Origin of the sequence: Limimaricola sp. AA108-03 (assembly GCF_050847355.1) — a bacterium.
GTDB lineage: Bacteria > Pseudomonadota > Alphaproteobacteria > Rhodobacterales > Rhodobacteraceae > Limimaricola.
This window is the reverse complement of sequence record NZ_CP193755.1, coordinates 2,994,308-3,009,000: the sequence shown is the minus strand read 5'-3', so window position 1 is coordinate 3,009,000 and position 14,693 is coordinate 2,994,308. Positions and strand designations below refer to the sequence as shown.

The window sequence follows — 14,693 nt, the reverse complement described above, 5'->3', positions numbered from 1 at the left end:
CGGCAAACCACTCCCCCGTCCGGGCCGCTCATTCCCGGAAGCGGCCTGTGGAAAACAGGCTATGCCGAATCGCGGCCTATGCGAAGCAAAGATCGGCCGAACTGCACATAAGTGCCGATTCGTACATCTGTTTTTGGTCCAAGGGGGCTTTCAGTGTCGCCGCAGCGTGTCGCCCCGGGCGATAAGCGGCGTCAGTTCGACCCGCTCGGCACCGCCCTCGGACGGGTTGGCGCAGCGCGCCGCGATGATCCGCGCCGCCTCGCGACCGATCTCGCGGCGGCAGGCATCCATGGTGGCCAGTTGGCGCGGCAGCCCGTCGAGAAGCTCGACGCCGTTGAACCCGGCGAGACCGATCTGTCCGGGGATGTCGATGCCCTGTTCGAGCAGCCACAGCAGCCCGCCCGCGCCGATCATGTCGTTGGAGAAATACAGGAAATCGAGATCCGGCGTGCGGGTGAGCAGCGCCTCGGTCATCTCGCGGCCCTTCTTGAGCGCCGAGCCGCCGGAATAGAATTCCTGGTCGGCGATCTCTATGCCGGCGCGGGCGAGATGGCGGGTGAAACCTTCGAAGCGTTTGCGGGCCCGGTGGTCGGCCGGCATCTTGGTGCCGAGAAAGCCGATCCGGCGATAGCCCTCGCGCAGGATCGCCTCGGCCATCTCGCGCCCGGCCCGCCGGTGGCTGATGCCGACGCAGGCGTCGATCGGCGCGCCGTCGGTATCCATGATCTCGACCACCGGGATCTCGGCGCGCATCAGCATCGCCCGGCTCGCCTCGGTGTGCTCCAGCCCGGCGATGATCACCCCGGAGGGCCGCCAGGACAGCATCTCGAACAGCACCCGCTCCTCGGTGTCGGGCAGGTAATCCGTCACCCCCACCACCGGCTGCAGCCCGGTTCCGGCCAGCGTCTCGGAGATGCCGGACAGCACCTCGGGAAAGACCATGTTGCCAAGGCTCGGGATGATCACCGCGACCAGATTGACCCGGCTCGACGCCAGCGATCCGGCGATCCGGTTCGGCACGTAGCCAAGCTTCTTGGCGGCGGCGCGCACCTTGGTGCGGGTCGCCTCGCTGACATCGCCCTTGTTGCGCAGGACCCGGCTCACGGTCATTTCGCTCACGCCTGACGCCTCCGAGACGTCGCGGAGCGTGAGGGGGCGGCGGGGCGGAATGGTCATGGCAACGGGTCCGGTGGGGGAGAACGGAACGAGCTATAGGATGCGGCGCCGGGCTTGTCCAAGCGACGTTGACGGGCCCGGCAAAGCCGGGCATGGAAGGGACCGTGGCCCCGTGGCTCAACTGGATAGAGCAATCCCCTCCTAAGGGATAGGTTGCAGGTTCGAGTCCTGCCGGGGTCACCATGGACCGATACGATGTTCGAACTTTGTGCGGCTCCGCACGGAACCTCTTGGGTTACTGGCGTTTATTAATATGGCGCAGTAGCACAGTATGGCGGTTGCAAGGACGAATACGGGATGCATCCGCCGGGGCTGCGACGAACGTCGTGCGACCGCCCGCGACGAGAAGGCGCCGATGAAGGTCGAGGAACAAGGTACACGGGGTGAAGGCAACCAGCTGCTGGCCCGGATGCCCGCAGCGCTTGCCGACCTCATGTTCGCCCATCTCGAACCCGTCAGCCTGCCGCAGGGGCTCGTGATCGAGCAGCCCAACGAACCGGTCGAGCACATCTATTTCCCGACGGGCGGCGTCATCTCCATCGTGGCGATGAACGGCGAGGGCAACGCCCAGATCGAGGCGGGGCTGGTTGGCCGCGAGGGCATGTCGGGCACCATGGTGGTGATGGGCACCGACCGGTCGCCGCATCAGACCACGGTGCAGATCGCCGGGACCGGCTACCGGCTCGAAGCGGACCGGCTGCGCGACGCGCTCGAGCAGGAGCCGCTGCGCGAGCGGCTGCTGCATTACTGCCATACGCTGTCGGTGCAGACCGCGCATACCGCGCTGGCCAATGCCAAGCTCAAGCTTGATGCCCGGCTCGCGCGCTGGCTGCTGATGTGTCACGACCGGATCGACGGGGACGAGGTGATGCTGACGCATGATTTCCTGTCGATCATGCTCGGCGTGCGCCGCGCCGGCGTCACCGTGTCGCTGCACATTCTCGAAGGGCAGGGGCTGGTGCGTGCCACGCGCGGGCAGATCCGCATCCTGAACCGTCGTGGGCTCGAAGAGATGGTCGGCGGCTGCTACGGCGCGCCCGAGGCGGAATACGCGAGACTGATGCGCGACTGAGGCAGGACCGAGGAGCCGGGCCCGGCCTCACTGCATCCGGATCACCGATTTGTCGATCGCCAGCACGTAGCCGCGCTTGGCGATGTTCTTCACCAGAAGCTCGCTCACCAGCTGGTTGCCCAGCGTGTCGCGCAGCCGCTTGATCCGCGTGGCCCCGGCGGCCTCGTCGCAATCGGCGGCGGAGCGGCCCGAGATCACCGCCTCGATCTCCGAACCCGAAAGCACCTCGTCATCCATCCGCGCCTCGGCCAGCACCGACAGCGTCTCGATCGCCGCCGGCGTCAGCTTGAACTCGAAATCGTTGAGATGCACCGCGTTCTGGTCGCGGCTGATGACGAGGCTGTTCACCTCGATGCCCTTGCGCTCGATCCGGCCCATGCGGCGGTTGAGCTGGATCAGCATCAGCAGGAACGCCACCGCCGCCACCAGCATCGCCATCGCGAAGGTCAGCAGCACGAAGATCACGAAGCGGTAGCTCGACAGCACCTCCGAAAAGGCGGTGCCCGACTGCGCGAGGATCTCCAGGAGCTTGATCTCGGCCTGCGCGGTGAGGTCGTCATTCTCGACGAAGAGCCGTTCGACCCGGGCGTTGAAGGCGTTGGCGTCGGGAAGGTTGACGAAGAGCAGGATCGCCGCGCCGATCAGCAACAGTGCGATCGCCGCGAGTCCCGCAGTGACGATCTTGTTGCCTGCTTGTCGCGCCTCAGTAGCGGAGGAAGTAATCGCCTGCACTGTCCCGCCTTTTCTCCAGACCCTCGTCGCCGAACAGGCTCACGATGGCAAGGAGCTTCCAACCATCCGAGCCGAGCCGCGGGCGCAGTTCGTCCGCGGCGGCGTCGGGTTGGTCGCATGGCGAGGAGATTTCGGCAACGCCGTAATGCAGCCTGAGCGGATCGTCGCGCTTGGCCTTGTAATCGGCGTAACAGGCCGCCTGCGCCGATGCGGCGCCGACGACGATGAACGAGAGGGTGAGGGCGAGGGTTTTCATGGGCTTCACCATGCGGCGCGGCCCGGTGCTATTCAATAACGCGCCCTGCGGGACGCCGCGTTATTGCCTGACGGAGCAATCGGGCCAACTTTGCCTCACAAGACCTGCCTCCCCCCGGCCCCGCACGATCGGCCGGCAGCAGGGTATTCGCTCCGCCGGGAGCCGCATGACGGAGACCGACATGGCACGACGCCTCATCGCCGCAACGCTTTCGCTATCGCTCGGGCTGTCCGGCCTCGCCCCCGCGCCGGTCATGGCGCAGGACGACAATGCGAGCATGGGCCGGCTGATCGGCGGGCTGGTGGCGCTCGGCGTGATCGGTGCCGCCGCCAAGCAGCAGCGCGACAAGGACAAGGAGCGCGCCGAGAAAAAGGCCAAGGCCGCCGAGAAGGAGGCCAAGGAGAAGCGCAAGGAGGCCCGTAAGGTCGCGAAGGAAGAGCGCAAGGAAGCCGAGAAGCGCCTGAAGCGCGAGCTGGAGCGCCGCGAAGAGGAAGAAGAGCGCGAAAGCGAGTCCGATGCCCGCACCCGCGCGGCGCTGGGCGCCCTGAGTGCGATCATCGCCGGGCAGGGCGCCGGCACCGGGATCGAGGCGATCGCGCGCGAGTTCGGGCTCGACCTGAGCGATCCGCAGGCCTCGGCCCGAGCACAAGCCGAGGCGCAGGCCCGCGCCGAGGCGGCCGCGCGCGAGGAGGCCTTGGCGGCCGAACGCGAGCGCGCCGAAACCGAAGCCCGCCGCGCCGAGATCGTGCGCCAGGCCGAGGAGGCCCGGCTGGCCGAGATCGCCCGCGCCGCCGAAGAGCGGCGCCGCGCCGAGGCACGCGCCCGGCTCGAAGCGCAAGGAAGCCCGGTGGCCCCGGCACCCGAGGCGCTGCCGCCGATACCGCGCGACGAGGTGACCCCGGACCTGCTGCGCGACTGGAAGCCGGCCACGACCTCTGCGCAGACCCTGCCCGAGACGACCACCCCGGTCGCCACGGGAGAGATTCCCTTCGCCTGCCTGCGCCGGCAGCAGAGCGGCTTCGAATCCGCCTCGCTGGTCGATGGCGACTGCCTCGACGATTACCCGGTGCTGGCCCGCAGCTTTCCGCTCGATTGCGCCGTGACCGGCCGCGAGGAGGGCCGGATCACCTCCGGCTACGACACGCAGTGCTTGCGCGATCGCGGCTACAGAATTGCCGTCCGGTAAAACGGTCGAGCAGAGATGCGGCTCTTGCCCCAGTTGCCGCATCGCCCCCGGGGGTGGAAGCCTGGCTTCTACCCCCTAATCATTTTTTCCCGGTGACCCTGGTAACGAGTGGGGGGCGGCGGTGTCCTCATGCCCCGCCCCTGTTTTCCCCGACACGGCTCTTGATCGCCGGTCGCCGTCGCGCCAGAACCCCCGCATGCCACCCGATTTCACAGCAGAGACCACCGCCCGCACCCGCGGGCTCGTCCGCATCTGCGGCGTCGACGAGGTGGGGCGCGGCCCGCTTGCCGGCCCGGTCACCGCCGCCGCGGTGATTCTCGATCCCGAGCGCATTCCGGACGGGCTCGACGATTCGAAGCGGCTCACCGCGCGCCGCCGTCTCGCCTTGGCCGCCGAGATCGCGGCGGTGGCCGAGGTCTCGATCGCCCATGCCAGCGTCGAGGAAATCGAGAGCCACAACATCTTGCGCGCCTCGCATCTGGCGATGGTTCGTGCCGTGGCCGGCCTTTCGGCACCGCCCTGCCACGTGCTCGTCGATGGCAACATGGTACCGCGCGGCTTGGACTACCCCAGCGAAACCATGGTTGGCGGCGATGCGCGGTCTCTGTCGATTGCCGCCGCCTCGATCGTTGCCAAGGTGGCGCGCGACCGGATCATGGCGGAGCTGGCGCAGCGTCATCCAGGCTATGGCTGGGAGCGGAATTCCGGCTATGGAACGGCCCAGCACATGGCGGCGCTACTGGATCTGGGGGTGACGCCTCATCATAGGCGTGGCTTCAAACCCATCCACAACATCTTGTATCAACCCGCAATCGCAACCGACTGATTCGAAAAAGATTTTGACACCGACTCACCGCTGACTCATATTTATCCACAAGCACGAAGCGGGCCACCGCCGCGGATCAGAGGCGTTTCCATGACCACGAAGACGACAAGCCGGGGGGCGGCCACGCTCCCCCTGAACAGCGTTTTGGCCGGCGACTGCGTCGCGCAGATGAAGAAGCTGCCGGATGCGAGCGTCGATCTGGTCTTCGCGGACCCGCCCTACAACCTGCAGCTCAGGGGCGAACTGATGCGCCCGGACAATTCCCGCGTCGATGCGGTGAATGATGCCTGGGACAGCTTCGCCAGCTTCAAGACCTACGATGCCTTCACCCGCGCCTGGCTGAAACAGGCGCGCCGCGTGCTCAAGCCCGAAGGCGCGATCTGGGTGATCGGCAGCTATCACAACGTGTTCCGCCTCGGCGCCGAGCTTCAGAACCAGGGGTTCTGGATCCTCAACGACGTGGTCTGGCGCAAGTCGAACCCGATGCCGAACTTCCGCGGCAAGCGGCTGACCAACGCGCATGAGACGCTGATCTGGGCCTCGAAATCCGAGGGCGCGAAATACACCTTCAATTACGAGGCGCTGAAGGCGCTGAACGAAGGCGTGCAGATGCGCTCGGATTGGGTGCTGCCGATCTGCACCGGGGGCGAGCGGCTCAAGGACGAGAACGGCCAGAAAGCGCATCCGACGCAAAAGCCCGAATCGCTGCTGCACCGGGTGATTCTCGGCACCACCAACCCCGGCGACGTGATCCTCGATCCGTTCTTCGGCACCGGCACCACCGGCGCCGTGGCCAAGGCGATGGGCCGCGATTTCATCGGCATCGAGCGCGAGGCCGATTACCGCCGCGTCGCCGAGGCCCGGATCGCGCAGGTTCGCCCCTACGATTCGGATGCGCTTCAGGTCTCGACCTCGAAGCGGGCCGAGCCGCGCGTCGCCTTCGGCGTTCTGGTCGAGCGCGGCATGCTGCGGCCGGGCGAGGTGCTGCACAGTCTCAACGGCCGTCACCGCGCCCGGGTGCGCGCCGACGGCACGCTGGTCTGTTCCGAGGCCAAGGGCTCGATCCACCAGGTCGGGGCCCAGCTCGAGGGCGCGCCGTCCTGCAACGGCTGGACCTATTGGCACTTCAAGCGCGACGGCGCGACGGTGCCGATCGACCTGCTGCGTCAGCAGGTGCGCGCGGAGATGGCCGGCGACTAGGCGCCGCGCGGCCGCGGCAGCTCGCCCCGCTTGTACGGTCCCCAATCGGTGACCTCCGGGTAGAAGCGCCTGCGCCAGGCGCGCACGCGCGGGTTCATCATACGCCGCCAGACGGGCGGGATCAGCGCCGCCACCCCCATGATCGGGTAGCCCTGCGGCAGCTGCGGCGCCTCGTCCTCGGGGTAGGTCTGCAAGAGCGGGTAGCGGCGGTCGGGCTTGTAGTGGTGGTCCGAATGGCGTTGCAGGTTGATGAGGAGCCGGTTCGAGGCGCGGTGCTCGGCGTTCCACGAATGGCGCGGTTGCACATGGTCGTAGCGCCCCTCCCCGAGATGCTTTCGCGTCAGCCCGTAATGCTCGATGTAGTTCACCAGCTCCAGCTGCCAGATCGCGATGAAGGCCTGCAACGCGAACAGTACGAGTCCCTCGGTGCCGCCCAAGGCCAGCGCCAGCCCCAGCATCCCCGCCTGCAGTGCGGCGTAGCGCCAGAACGGGTTCTTGGCGCTGCGCATGCTGAGCCCCTTGCGCGCCAGGAGCCGCGCCTCGGCGCGCCAGGCATCGCGCGGCATCCGCCACAGCACCCGGAAGAAGTGCCGGTGGAAGCCCTCGTTGTAGCGCGCCGTCACCACGTCGGCGGGGGTGCCGACATGCAGGTGATGCACCCGCAGGTGATGCGAGCGGAACGGCGACCACAGCACCATCGCAAGGAGGATGTCGCCCAGCCAGCGCTCCAGCCGGTCGCGCTGGTGCAGGAGTTCATGCGCATAGACGATGCCGACCGCGCCCGAGATCACGCCCTGTCCCACGAAGAGCCCGATCTTCTCCCATGTCCCGAGATGACCTGCGCGACTGGCATAGAAGACGAGGCCGAAGGTCATGACCGCCTGCGCGGGGACCCAGATCATGGTGAGCAGCCGGTGCCAGAACAGCGCGCTCTCTGGCGTTTCGGGGTCGGGGTTCGAGCGGTCGAGCCCGCCGACGAGGTCGAGGATGTCGAACAAGAGCCAGGCGAAGGCGGGTAGCAGCAGCACCCACCAGCCCCCCATATGCGCGGCAAAGGCCGCGAGGGGCAGCGTCAGCAGCGACACCCAGTAGGGCAGGGCGGACAGGAACGGGGCGCGCGGCGCCGGCAGCGTGGTCATGCGCGAGAGCCTAGCCCGCCGCTCCGGGCCGCTCAACGGCGAGATGCGGCGTCGCCACGTCGTGCACCTTGCGCATCAGCGTCGGCAGGGCGCCGGGGCGGAACGCCTCGGCTGCCACGAAATGCCCGCGCTCGGGATTGGTGGGTAGCAGTTCCGCCACCATCACGGTCAGGGTCAGCGCGAAATGGGTGAAGACATGCACGGCCTCGCCCGCCTCGCGCCAATTGGCTGCGGCCGGCGGCGCGGGCTCGGGTGCCTGCGTCCAGTCCGATCCGGGAAAGCCCAGCATGCCCCCAAGAAGCCCCTTGTCGGGCCGGGTTTCCATGAGCCAGGCGCCGTCGGCGCGCCGCCCGACATAGGCATAGCCGCGGCGTTGCGGTTTGGCCTTCTTCGGCGCCTTCACCGGGCGTTCGCCCTGCGTGCCGCGCTGCCTCGCGAGGCAGGGCTCGCGCAGCGGGCAGATGCCGCAGGCGGGGTTGCGGGGCGTGCAGATCGTCGCGCCGAGATCCATCACCGCCTGCGCGTGATCGCCGGGGCGGTCGCGCGGCGTCAGCCGGGCGGCGTGGGCGGTGAGCTCGGGCTTGGCGGCGGGCAAGGGCGTGGGGACGTCGAAGAGCCGCGACATGACCCGCTCCACATTGCCGTCCACCACCGTCTCGGGCCTGTCGAAGGCGATCGCGGCGATGGCGGCGGCGGTATAGGGGCCGATGCCCGGAAGCCCGATCAGCGCGTCATGCGTGTCGGGAAACCGGCCACCGTGATCGGCCACCACGGCGCGGGCGCATTTCAGGAGGTTGCGGGCGCGGGCGTAGTAGCCGAGCCCGGCCCATTCGGCCATCACCTGCGAATCCTCGGCCGCCGCGAGATCGGCCACGCTCGGCCACAGCGCGACGAAGCGGTCGTGGTACTTCTTCACCGCGGCCACGGTGGTCTGCTGCAGCATCACCTCGGACAGCCAGACGCCGTAGGGGTCGGGACGCGCGCCCGCCAGCTTTTCGGCCGGCCCGGTGCGCCACGGCATGGTCCGGGCGTGGCGGTCGTACCAGTCGCGCAGCGCCTCGGTCATTTCGGTCTCGGTCACGCGCATCCCCTCTGGTCCGGCCCCCGCCCGATCTAGTAGGATGGGCGCTGTCATGAAACAGCGACGCGCCTCCACCACACGCGGATTTGCGCAGGCCTCGGGCCTGTTGCAGTCGCGCATCCGCGGCGCCTCCGAGGCGCGCGGCTTTGCCGTCACGCGGCTTCTGACCCATTGGGCCGAGATCGTCGGCGAGGACACGGCGCGGATCGCGCAGCCGGTGAAGATCGGCTATGGCCGCGACGGTCTGGGCGCGACGCTGACGCTTCTGACCACCGGCGCGCAGGCGCCGATGCTGTCGATGCAGGCCGAGACGATCCGCGAGCGGGTCAATGCCTGCTACGGCTACCGCGCCATCTCCAAGGTGCGGATCACCCAGACCGCGCCGACGGGATTCGCCGATGGCCAGGCAGCCTTCGCTCCCGCCCCCAAGGCGGCGCCGCGCGCGCCGGATCCCGAGGTGCAGGCACAGGCGGCAAAGACCGCCGAGGGTGTCGGGGACACGGAATTGCGACTTGCGCTCGAGGCCTTGGCTGCCAATGTCCTGTCCAAACGTCGGAATTAAGACAGGACACCGCATGAAACTCGCAAGCTCCACCATCGCCCTGACCGCCGCGCTGGGCTGGATGGCCCTCGCCGCCCCGCTTTCGGCGCAGGAGGCCACCGAGGCCGAGACCGAGACGACCGCCGAGGAGACCGCCGTAGAGGCCGAGGCCGAGGCCGGAACCGAGGAAGCCGACGCAGCGGCCGAGGCCGAAGCCGAAACGGAGATGGAGGCCGAAACCGAAGCCGAAACGGAGATGGAGGCCGAAGCCGAAAGCGCCGAGACCGAAATCGAGGCGGAAGCCGGCGCCGAGGCCGAAACCGGGACGGCCACTGCCTCCGACGAGGATGCGACCCCGGCCGAGGACGGCATCGTCGAGATGGTGCAGGGCGCCGAGGACGCACCGGTGACGGTGATGGAATACGCCTCCTACACCTGCCCGCATTGCGCGAACTGGCACGAGACCAGCTATCCGCAGCTCAAGGACTACATCGACGAGGGCAAGGTACGCTTCGTCTATCGCGAGGTGTATTTCGACCGTCCCGGCCTCTGGGCCTCGATGATCGCGCGTTGCGGCGGCGAGCAGAAGTTCTTCGGCATCTCCGACATGCTCTACGAGCAGCAGCGCGACTGGGCCGCCGGCGGCGACCCGGCGGCGATCGCCGCGAAGCTGCGCGAGATCGGCCTCAAGGCCGGGCTCGAAGAGGCGCAGCTCGAGGCTTGCCTGACCGATGGCGACAAGGCGCAGGAGCTGGTGAGCTGGTTCGAGGAAAACGCCAAGGCCGACGACATCACCTCGACGCCGACTTTCCTGATCAATGGCGAGAAGCACTCGAACATGGCTTGGGCCGACATGGCCGAGATCATCGACGGGCTTATCGAGGAGTAAGCCCCAGCCGGTCCAGCGCGGCGTCGAGCGGGGCGGGATCGCCCCATTCGAGCCGCACCGGCAGGGTCAGCACCTTGGATCTGAAGGACGCGGGCAGGCGCACCGCGTCCTTTTCCGTCGTGACCAGCTGCGCCGGCAGGGCGCGCGCCTCCTGTTCGAGCCGCGTCATCAGCGCCGGTGTCAGCGGCTGGTGATCGCCCAAGGCCTCGGCCCGGCGCAGATCGGCGCCAAGCCCCTTGAGCGTCGCGAAGAACTTTTCCGGGTGACCGATGCCGGCGAAGGCCAGCACCGGCATCCGCTCCCACTTCATGCCGGTCATCAGCGGCGCAAGGCGGCCCGTCAGATGCGGCAGACCGGCCAGCTGCGCGCCCCAGCGTTCGGAGAAGCGGGCCTGCTGCGCCGCGCCGCCGATCGAGAGCACCATGTCGGCGCGCGCCAGTCCAGCAGGGACCGGCTCGCGCAGCGGTCCGGCCGGGATGACCCTGCCATTGCCGAAGCCGCGCGCGGCATCCACCACCACGATCGAGAGATCCTTGTCGAGCGCCGGGTTCTGAAAGCCGTCGTCGAGGATCAGCACCTGCGCGCCTGCGGCCACCGCCGCCCGCGCCCCTGCGGCTCGGTCGCGCGCGACCCAGACCGGGCCGAAGGCCGCGAGAAGCAGCGGCTCGTCTCCGACCTCATCCGCCGCATGGCGGCGTTCATCGACCCGGACCGGTCCTTCCAGCCGTCCGCCATGGCCCCGGCTCACCACATGGGCCTCGATGCCGCGCTCGGCGAGGCGCTGCATCAGCGCGATGGCGGTCGGCGTCTTGCCGGTGCCGCCGGCGTTGAGATTGCCGACGCAGATCACCGGCACCGGCGCGCGCCAGCCGGGCCGCGCGACCCGCCGCGCGGTGGCCGTGGCATAAAGCGCGGCGAGCGGCGCCAGCGCGCGGGCGCGCGGTCCGGGGCGCGCGGGGTCGCCATCCCAGAAGGCCGGTGCCCTCATCAGCGCCGCTCCAGGGCCTGGCGGACCAGTTCCATGGTCCGGTTGGTCGCCTCGGCGCCCTCGGTCGCCACGTCCCAGGCGGCGCGGGCCAGCATCGCCGCGCGGTCGGGCGCGAGCAGCGCCTCGACCGCCTGTCCGAGATCGGCGGGGCCGCGCACGATGCGGCAGGCCCCGGCGGCGGCCAGCCTGTCGAATCCGGCGGCATGCAGCGCCTGTCGCGGGCCGTGCAGCACCGCCGAGCCAAGCGCCGCGGGCTCCATCGGGTCGCGGCAGGGCAGGTCGGAGAGCGTTCCGCCCAGGAAGGTCATCGGTGCGAGTCGGTACCAAAGCCCGATCTCGCCCGGCCCGTCGGCGACGTAGATCTCGGTCGCCTCGTCCGGCTCGTCGCCTTCCGCCCGTTCGGCCACGATGAAGCCCCGCGCGCGCAGGGCGCGGGCGATCGGCAGCGCAGCGGCCTCGCTCGCGGGGGCGACGATCATCAGCAGCCGATGCGCGCGCTTGCTGGCCTGACGTTGGGCCGCGGCGATGGCGTCGATCTCGGCCTCGACCCCGCCCGCGACGAGCCAAACCGGCCGCGAGCCGATTGCCGCGGCGAGATCGGCCCGGTCGCGCTCGTAGCAATCGGGGAGCGGCCGCGTGGCATCGAGGCGTCCGATGATCTCAATCCGTGTCGGCTCGACGCCGATGCGGCGCAGCCGTGCCGCGGCGGTGCCGTCGGCGGCGAGCAGTCGCTCGAACTGCTGGTAGGCCGCGCGCTTCGTGCCGAGCCGCCAGCCACCGCCTGCCACTGCGATCATGTCGGCCTCGGCATCGACCATCAGGGCGGGCAGTCCCGCCTTGGCGGTCTCGAACAGCACGGAGGGCTGCACCGGGCCACGCATCCAGACCAGAAGGTCGGGCCGCCAGCGCGCCAGAAAGTCCTGCGTGGCGGAGCGGCTGTCAGGCAGCGGCGGCCATTGCAGCAGCTTGCGCGGCGCGTCGCGCAGCCGCGCCGGTGCCGTCAGCAGCAGCGTCAGCGGGTCGCGATCCTCGTCGAAGCGCCGGGCCAGCGCCGCGACCGCGGCGCTGCGCGCCGGGTCGGGGCAATGGACCCAGACCAGCGGTCCCTCGGGACGCTTCGCGGGATCGGCGGGCGGCTGTCTCAGTTGCCGAGTTCCTCGGTCGGGGAGGCGGCGGCCTCCTCGTCGCGCAGCCGGTGGATATGCGCGATGAAGTAGCGCATGTGGGCGTTGTCGACCGTGCGCTGCGCCTCGCTCTTCCAGGCCGAATAGGCCGAGGCGTAATCGGGGAACATGCCGACGATGTGGATGTCGTCGGTGTTGCGGAACACGTTCTTCGACGGATCGATCAGCTCGCCGCCGAAGACGAGATGCAGGCGCTGGGTCATGGGAATCCTCGGGGTTGGGGCTTTCGCGGCAAATTACGCGTCGAAGGGCCCGGGTCAAGCCGGGGGCAGGCCGGGGTCAGGCCGGAGGCGGAACGGGGGAGGCGGCGAGCAGCGGCAGCAGCACGCCGTGCAGCGCCCCGCCCGCCAGCACGCCGTCGCTCTGCGGATGCGGCTTGTTGAAGCCCAGCTCGGCGCCGCGCTGGTCGGTGGCGGTGCCACCGGCCTCGGTCAGGATCAGGCTGCCCGCCGCGATGTCCCATTCCCAGGTCGGGCGGATCGTCAGCATCGCGTCGAAGCGCGCCTCTGCCAGCAGGCACAGCCGCCAGGCCAGCGCCGAGCGGAAGGCGCGGCGCAGGGGCGGCACCTCGCCGCCCAGCCAGTGCTCGGGGCTCATGGCGAGGCGCGGGCCCAAGAGCGTGGCGCGGGCGGGATCGGTCTCGGCGCTGGCGCGGATCGGCGCGCCGTTGAGAAAGGCGCCGCCGCCCAGCGTCGCGGTATAGAGCAGATCGCGCTGCGGCAGCAGCACGCAGGCGGCGGTGATCCGGCCGTTCTCGGCCACCGCCAGCGAATGCGCCCAATCGCGGCTGCCCTCGAGATAGGCGCGGGTGCCGTCGATCGGGTCGACGATGAAGATCCGATCGGCCTCAAGCCGCTCGGGCGCATCCGCCGTCTCCTCGGACAGCCAGCCATAGTCGGGGCGCGCCGCACCGAGCCGTTCGCGCAGCATCGCGTCCACCGCCAGATCGGCCTCGCAGACCGGGCCGCCCTCATCGGGCTTGTCCCAGACCTGCGGCGCGCGAAAGCCGCAGGCGATGACCGCCGCCTCCCGCGCCGCCGCGACCAGCAGCGCCAGATCGTCTCTGGGATCAGTCGCCGGCAAGGGTCATTCCATCCACGAGCAGGGAGGGCACGACGCGGCTCAGATGCTGGCGCGCGTCGTTGGCGGGCAGCAGGGTCATCAGCATCTCGCGCAGGTTGCCCGCGATGGTGCATTCATTGACCGGGTGAACGATCTCGCCCTTCTCGACCCAGAAGCCCGAGGCGCCGCGCGAGTAGTCGCCGGTGTTGGGATTGATGGTCGAGCCGATCATCGAGGTGACCAGAAGGCCGGTGCCCATCTGCGCGATCAGATCGGCGCGCGTGGCGCTGCCCTCGGTCAGCCGGAGATTGGTGACGGCGGGGGAGGGCGGCGCCGAGGTGCCGCGCGCGGCGTTGCCGGTGCTTTCCAGCCCCAACTTGCGCGCGGTGGCGAGGTCGAGCACCCAGCCGGTGAGCACCCCGTCATCGACCAGCGCCCGCTCGGCGGTGGGCAGTCCCTCGCCGTCGAACAGCCGCGAGCCGGAGGCGCGCGGGCGGTGCGGCTCCTCGATCACCGAAAGCCCCCTGGGCAGGACCTGCGACCCGTCGCGGCCCAGGAGCCAGCTCGATCCGCGGGCGATCGCTCCGCCATTGGCGGCGGCCAGCAGATGGCCGATCAGCGAGGAGGAGATGCGCTCGTCGAACAGAACCGGGTATTTCCCGGTGCGCGGGCGGCGCGGGTTCTGCCGGGCGGCGGCGCGTTCGCCGGCGGTGCGGCCAATCTCCTCCGCGCTGCGCAGCTCGGACTGGAAGATGCGGCTGTCGCCGTCATAGTCGCGCTCCATGCCGGTGCCGCTGCCGGACACCGCGACGCAGGAGATCGCGCGGTCCGAGCGCTCGTAGCCGCCCGAAAAGCCATTGGTGGCGGCGAGATGGATCCGGCGATGGCCATAGCCGGCGCTGGCGCCCTGCACCTGCGTCACCCCCTCGACGCCGCGCGCCGCCGCCTCGGCGCGGCGCGCATCCTCCTCGAGCGCGGCCGGGTCCGGCTCCGGCGCGGGGTCGTACATCTCGAGCCGCGACGAATCGGTGTCGCGGGCCAGCTGCGACGGATCGGCGAGCCCGGCATGCGGGTCCTCGGGCGCCTCGCGCGCCATGGCGACGGCGCGTTCGGCCATGGTCTCGATGGTGGCGTCGCGCGCATCCGACGAGGAGACCACCGCCTGCCGCCGCCCGATCAGCACCCGCAGGCCGATATCGACCCCTTCGGCGCGCTCGGCCTGCTCCAGCCGGCCCTCGCGCACGTCGATCGACACCGAGGTGCCGTCCACCGCGACCGCGTCGGCGGCCTCCGCCCCGGCGCGGCGGGCGGCGGCGAGCATCCTGTCGGTCAGGTCGGCGAGCGAGACGGTCATGGCGCAT

Annotated in this window: 16 protein-coding genes and 1 tRNA gene; 7 read left to right on the top strand and 10 right to left on the bottom strand. The window is 69.8% G+C overall.

Translation table 11 applies throughout. The features are described 5' to 3' along the window. Window positions 1-150: 150 nt before the first annotated feature. Window positions 151-1,176, bottom strand: a complete 1,026-nt coding sequence (locus tag ACRAQ3_RS14655) for a LacI family DNA-binding transcriptional regulator (protein WP_432255116.1) — start codon at window positions 1,174-1,176, stop codon at window positions 151-153. Between the two features lie 106 nt (window positions 1,177-1,282). Between ACRAQ3_RS14655 and ACRAQ3_RS14650 the strand changes: the two genes are divergently transcribed. Both ACRAQ3_RS14650 and ACRAQ3_RS14645 read left to right on the top strand, forming a co-directional pair. Further along, window positions 1,283-1,359: transfer RNA gene (locus ACRAQ3_RS14650), tRNA-Arg, on the top strand. Window positions 1,360-1,609: 250 nt separating this feature from the next. Then, window positions 1,610-2,248 carry a Crp/Fnr family transcriptional regulator gene (locus ACRAQ3_RS14645; protein ID WP_432255115.1) on the top strand — a complete coding sequence of 213 codons (639 nt, stop codon included), beginning with the start codon at window positions 1,610-1,612 and terminating at the stop codon, window positions 2,246-2,248. A 27-nt stretch (window positions 2,249-2,275) separates the two neighbouring features. On the opposite strand, the gene ACRAQ3_RS14640 is transcribed toward ACRAQ3_RS14645, so the two are convergent. After that, window positions 2,276-2,980, bottom strand: a complete 705-nt coding sequence (locus tag ACRAQ3_RS14640; RefSeq protein ID WP_269397441.1) for a winged helix-turn-helix domain-containing protein — start codon at window positions 2,978-2,980, stop codon at window positions 2,276-2,278. Next, window positions 2,952-3,248 carry a hypothetical protein gene (locus tag ACRAQ3_RS14635; RefSeq protein WP_370737690.1) on the bottom strand — a complete coding sequence of 99 codons (297 nt, stop codon included), beginning with the start codon at window positions 3,246-3,248 and terminating at the stop codon, window positions 2,952-2,954. Before ACRAQ3_RS14635 ends, ACRAQ3_RS14640 begins: the two co-directional genes overlap by 29 nt. Window positions 3,249-3,417: 169 nt before the next feature. Between ACRAQ3_RS14635 and ACRAQ3_RS14630 the strand changes: the two genes are divergently transcribed. From ACRAQ3_RS14630 to ACRAQ3_RS14620, 3 genes are all read left to right on the top strand, one after another. Then, entirely contained in the window at window positions 3,418-4,422 is a 1,005-nt protein-coding gene (locus tag ACRAQ3_RS14630) for a hypothetical protein (RefSeq protein ID WP_432255114.1), read from the top strand. Between the two features lie 196 nt (window positions 4,423-4,618). Then, window positions 4,619-5,248 carry a ribonuclease HII gene (locus ACRAQ3_RS14625; protein ID WP_269397443.1) on the top strand — a complete coding sequence of 210 codons (630 nt, stop codon included), beginning with the start codon at window positions 4,619-4,621 and terminating at the stop codon, window positions 5,246-5,248. Between the two features lie 90 nt (window positions 5,249-5,338). Continuing rightward, window positions 5,339-6,448 carry a site-specific DNA-methyltransferase gene (locus ACRAQ3_RS14620; RefSeq protein WP_432255113.1) on the top strand — a complete coding sequence of 370 codons (1,110 nt, stop codon included), beginning with the start codon at window positions 5,339-5,341 and terminating at the stop codon, window positions 6,446-6,448. Here ACRAQ3_RS14620 and ACRAQ3_RS14615 read toward each other — a convergent pair. Both ACRAQ3_RS14615 and mutY read right to left on the bottom strand, forming a co-directional pair. Continuing rightward, window positions 6,445-7,587: an alkane 1-monooxygenase gene (locus ACRAQ3_RS14615; protein WP_432255112.1), complete on the bottom strand. Its 1,143-nt coding sequence runs from the start codon at window positions 7,585-7,587 to the stop codon at window positions 6,445-6,447. The two genes, ACRAQ3_RS14620 and ACRAQ3_RS14615, sit on opposite strands and share 4 nt — an antisense overlap. Before the next feature lie 10 nt (window positions 7,588-7,597). Beyond that, window positions 7,598-8,674, bottom strand: coding sequence for an A/G-specific adenine glycosylase (gene mutY / locus ACRAQ3_RS14610; RefSeq protein WP_432255111.1), 1,077 nt, complete (start codon window positions 8,672-8,674; stop codon window positions 7,598-7,600). A gap of 46 nt (window positions 8,675-8,720) precedes the next feature. On the opposite strand from mutY, the gene ACRAQ3_RS14605 reads away from it, so the two are divergent. Together ACRAQ3_RS14605 and ACRAQ3_RS14600 are read left to right on the top strand one after the other, a co-directional pair. Beyond that, the gene (locus ACRAQ3_RS14605; protein WP_432255110.1) at window positions 8,721-9,230 is read left to right on the top strand and encodes a DUF721 domain-containing protein; all 510 of its coding nucleotides are present in this window, start codon (window positions 8,721-8,723) and stop codon (window positions 9,228-9,230) included. A 13-nt stretch (window positions 9,231-9,243) separates the two neighbouring features. After that, the gene (locus ACRAQ3_RS14600) at window positions 9,244-10,098 is read left to right on the top strand and encodes a DsbA family protein (RefSeq protein WP_432255109.1); all 855 of its coding nucleotides are present in this window, start codon (window positions 9,244-9,246) and stop codon (window positions 10,096-10,098) included. On the opposite strand, the gene lpxK is transcribed toward ACRAQ3_RS14600, so the two are convergent. The 5 genes from lpxK to ACRAQ3_RS14575 form a co-directional block, all read right to left on the bottom strand. Continuing rightward, window positions 10,085-11,086, bottom strand: coding sequence for a tetraacyldisaccharide 4'-kinase (gene lpxK, locus ACRAQ3_RS14595; RefSeq protein ID WP_432255108.1), 1,002 nt, complete (start codon window positions 11,084-11,086; stop codon window positions 10,085-10,087). The genes ACRAQ3_RS14600 and lpxK overlap by 14 nt on opposite strands. Continuing rightward, the gene (locus ACRAQ3_RS14590; protein ID WP_432256301.1) at window positions 11,086-12,231 is read right to left on the bottom strand and encodes a 3-deoxy-D-manno-octulosonic acid transferase; all 1,146 of its coding nucleotides are present in this window, start codon (window positions 12,229-12,231) and stop codon (window positions 11,086-11,088) included. The genes lpxK and ACRAQ3_RS14590 overlap by 1 nt, the downstream gene beginning before the upstream one ends. After that, window positions 12,228-12,473: a DUF4170 domain-containing protein gene (locus ACRAQ3_RS14585; protein ID WP_085895354.1), complete on the bottom strand. Its 246-nt coding sequence runs from the start codon at window positions 12,471-12,473 to the stop codon at window positions 12,228-12,230. Before ACRAQ3_RS14585 ends, ACRAQ3_RS14590 begins: the two co-directional genes overlap by 4 nt. Before the next feature lie 76 nt (window positions 12,474-12,549). Next, window positions 12,550-13,353 (bottom strand): 3'(2'),5'-bisphosphate nucleotidase CysQ, encoded by an 804-nt coding sequence (locus tag ACRAQ3_RS14580; protein ID WP_432255107.1) that lies wholly within the window; start codon window positions 13,351-13,353, stop codon window positions 12,550-12,552. Beyond that, window positions 13,340-14,686: a TldD/PmbA family protein gene (locus ACRAQ3_RS14575; protein WP_432255106.1), complete on the bottom strand. Its 1,347-nt coding sequence runs from the start codon at window positions 14,684-14,686 to the stop codon at window positions 13,340-13,342. Before ACRAQ3_RS14575 ends, ACRAQ3_RS14580 begins: the two co-directional genes overlap by 14 nt. Between the last annotated feature and the right edge of the window lie 7 nt (window positions 14,687-14,693).

Coding starts and splice junctions, on each gene's coding strand:
- ACRAQ3_RS14655 (WP_432255116.1), bottom strand. CDS start 1,176: ATGACCATTCCGCCCCGCCGCCCCCTCACGCTCCGCGACGTCTCGGAG.
- ACRAQ3_RS14645 (WP_432255115.1), top strand. CDS start 1,610: ATGTTCGCCCATCTCGAACCCGTCAGCCTGCCGCAGGGGCTCGTGATC.
- ACRAQ3_RS14635 (WP_370737690.1), bottom strand. CDS start 3,248: ATGGTGAAGCCCATGAAAACCCTCGCCCTCACCCTCTCGTTCATCGTC.
- ACRAQ3_RS14630 (WP_432255114.1), top strand. CDS start 3,418: ATGGCACGACGCCTCATCGCCGCAACGCTTTCGCTATCGCTCGGGCTG.
- ACRAQ3_RS14625 (WP_269397443.1), top strand. CDS start 4,619: ATGCCACCCGATTTCACAGCAGAGACCACCGCCCGCACCCGCGGGCTC.
- ACRAQ3_RS14620 (WP_432255113.1), top strand. CDS start 5,339: ATGACCACGAAGACGACAAGCCGGGGGGCGGCCACGCTCCCCCTGAAC.
- ACRAQ3_RS14615 (WP_432255112.1), bottom strand. CDS start 7,587: ATGACCACGCTGCCGGCGCCGCGCGCCCCGTTCCTGTCCGCCCTGCCC.
- mutY (WP_432255111.1), bottom strand. CDS start 8,674: ATGCGCGTGACCGAGACCGAAATGACCGAGGCGCTGCGCGACTGGTAC.
- ACRAQ3_RS14605 (WP_432255110.1), top strand. CDS start 8,721: ATGAAACAGCGACGCGCCTCCACCACACGCGGATTTGCGCAGGCCTCG.
- ACRAQ3_RS14600 (WP_432255109.1), top strand. CDS start 9,244: ATGAAACTCGCAAGCTCCACCATCGCCCTGACCGCCGCGCTGGGCTGG.
- lpxK (WP_432255108.1), bottom strand. CDS start 11,086: ATGAGGGCACCGGCCTTCTGGGATGGCGACCCCGCGCGCCCCGGACCG.
- ACRAQ3_RS14585 (WP_085895354.1), bottom strand. CDS start 12,473: ATGACCCAGCGCCTGCATCTCGTCTTCGGCGGCGAGCTGATCGATCCG.
- ACRAQ3_RS14575 (WP_432255106.1), bottom strand. CDS start 14,686: ATGACCGTCTCGCTCGCCGACCTGACCGACAGGATGCTCGCCGCCGCC.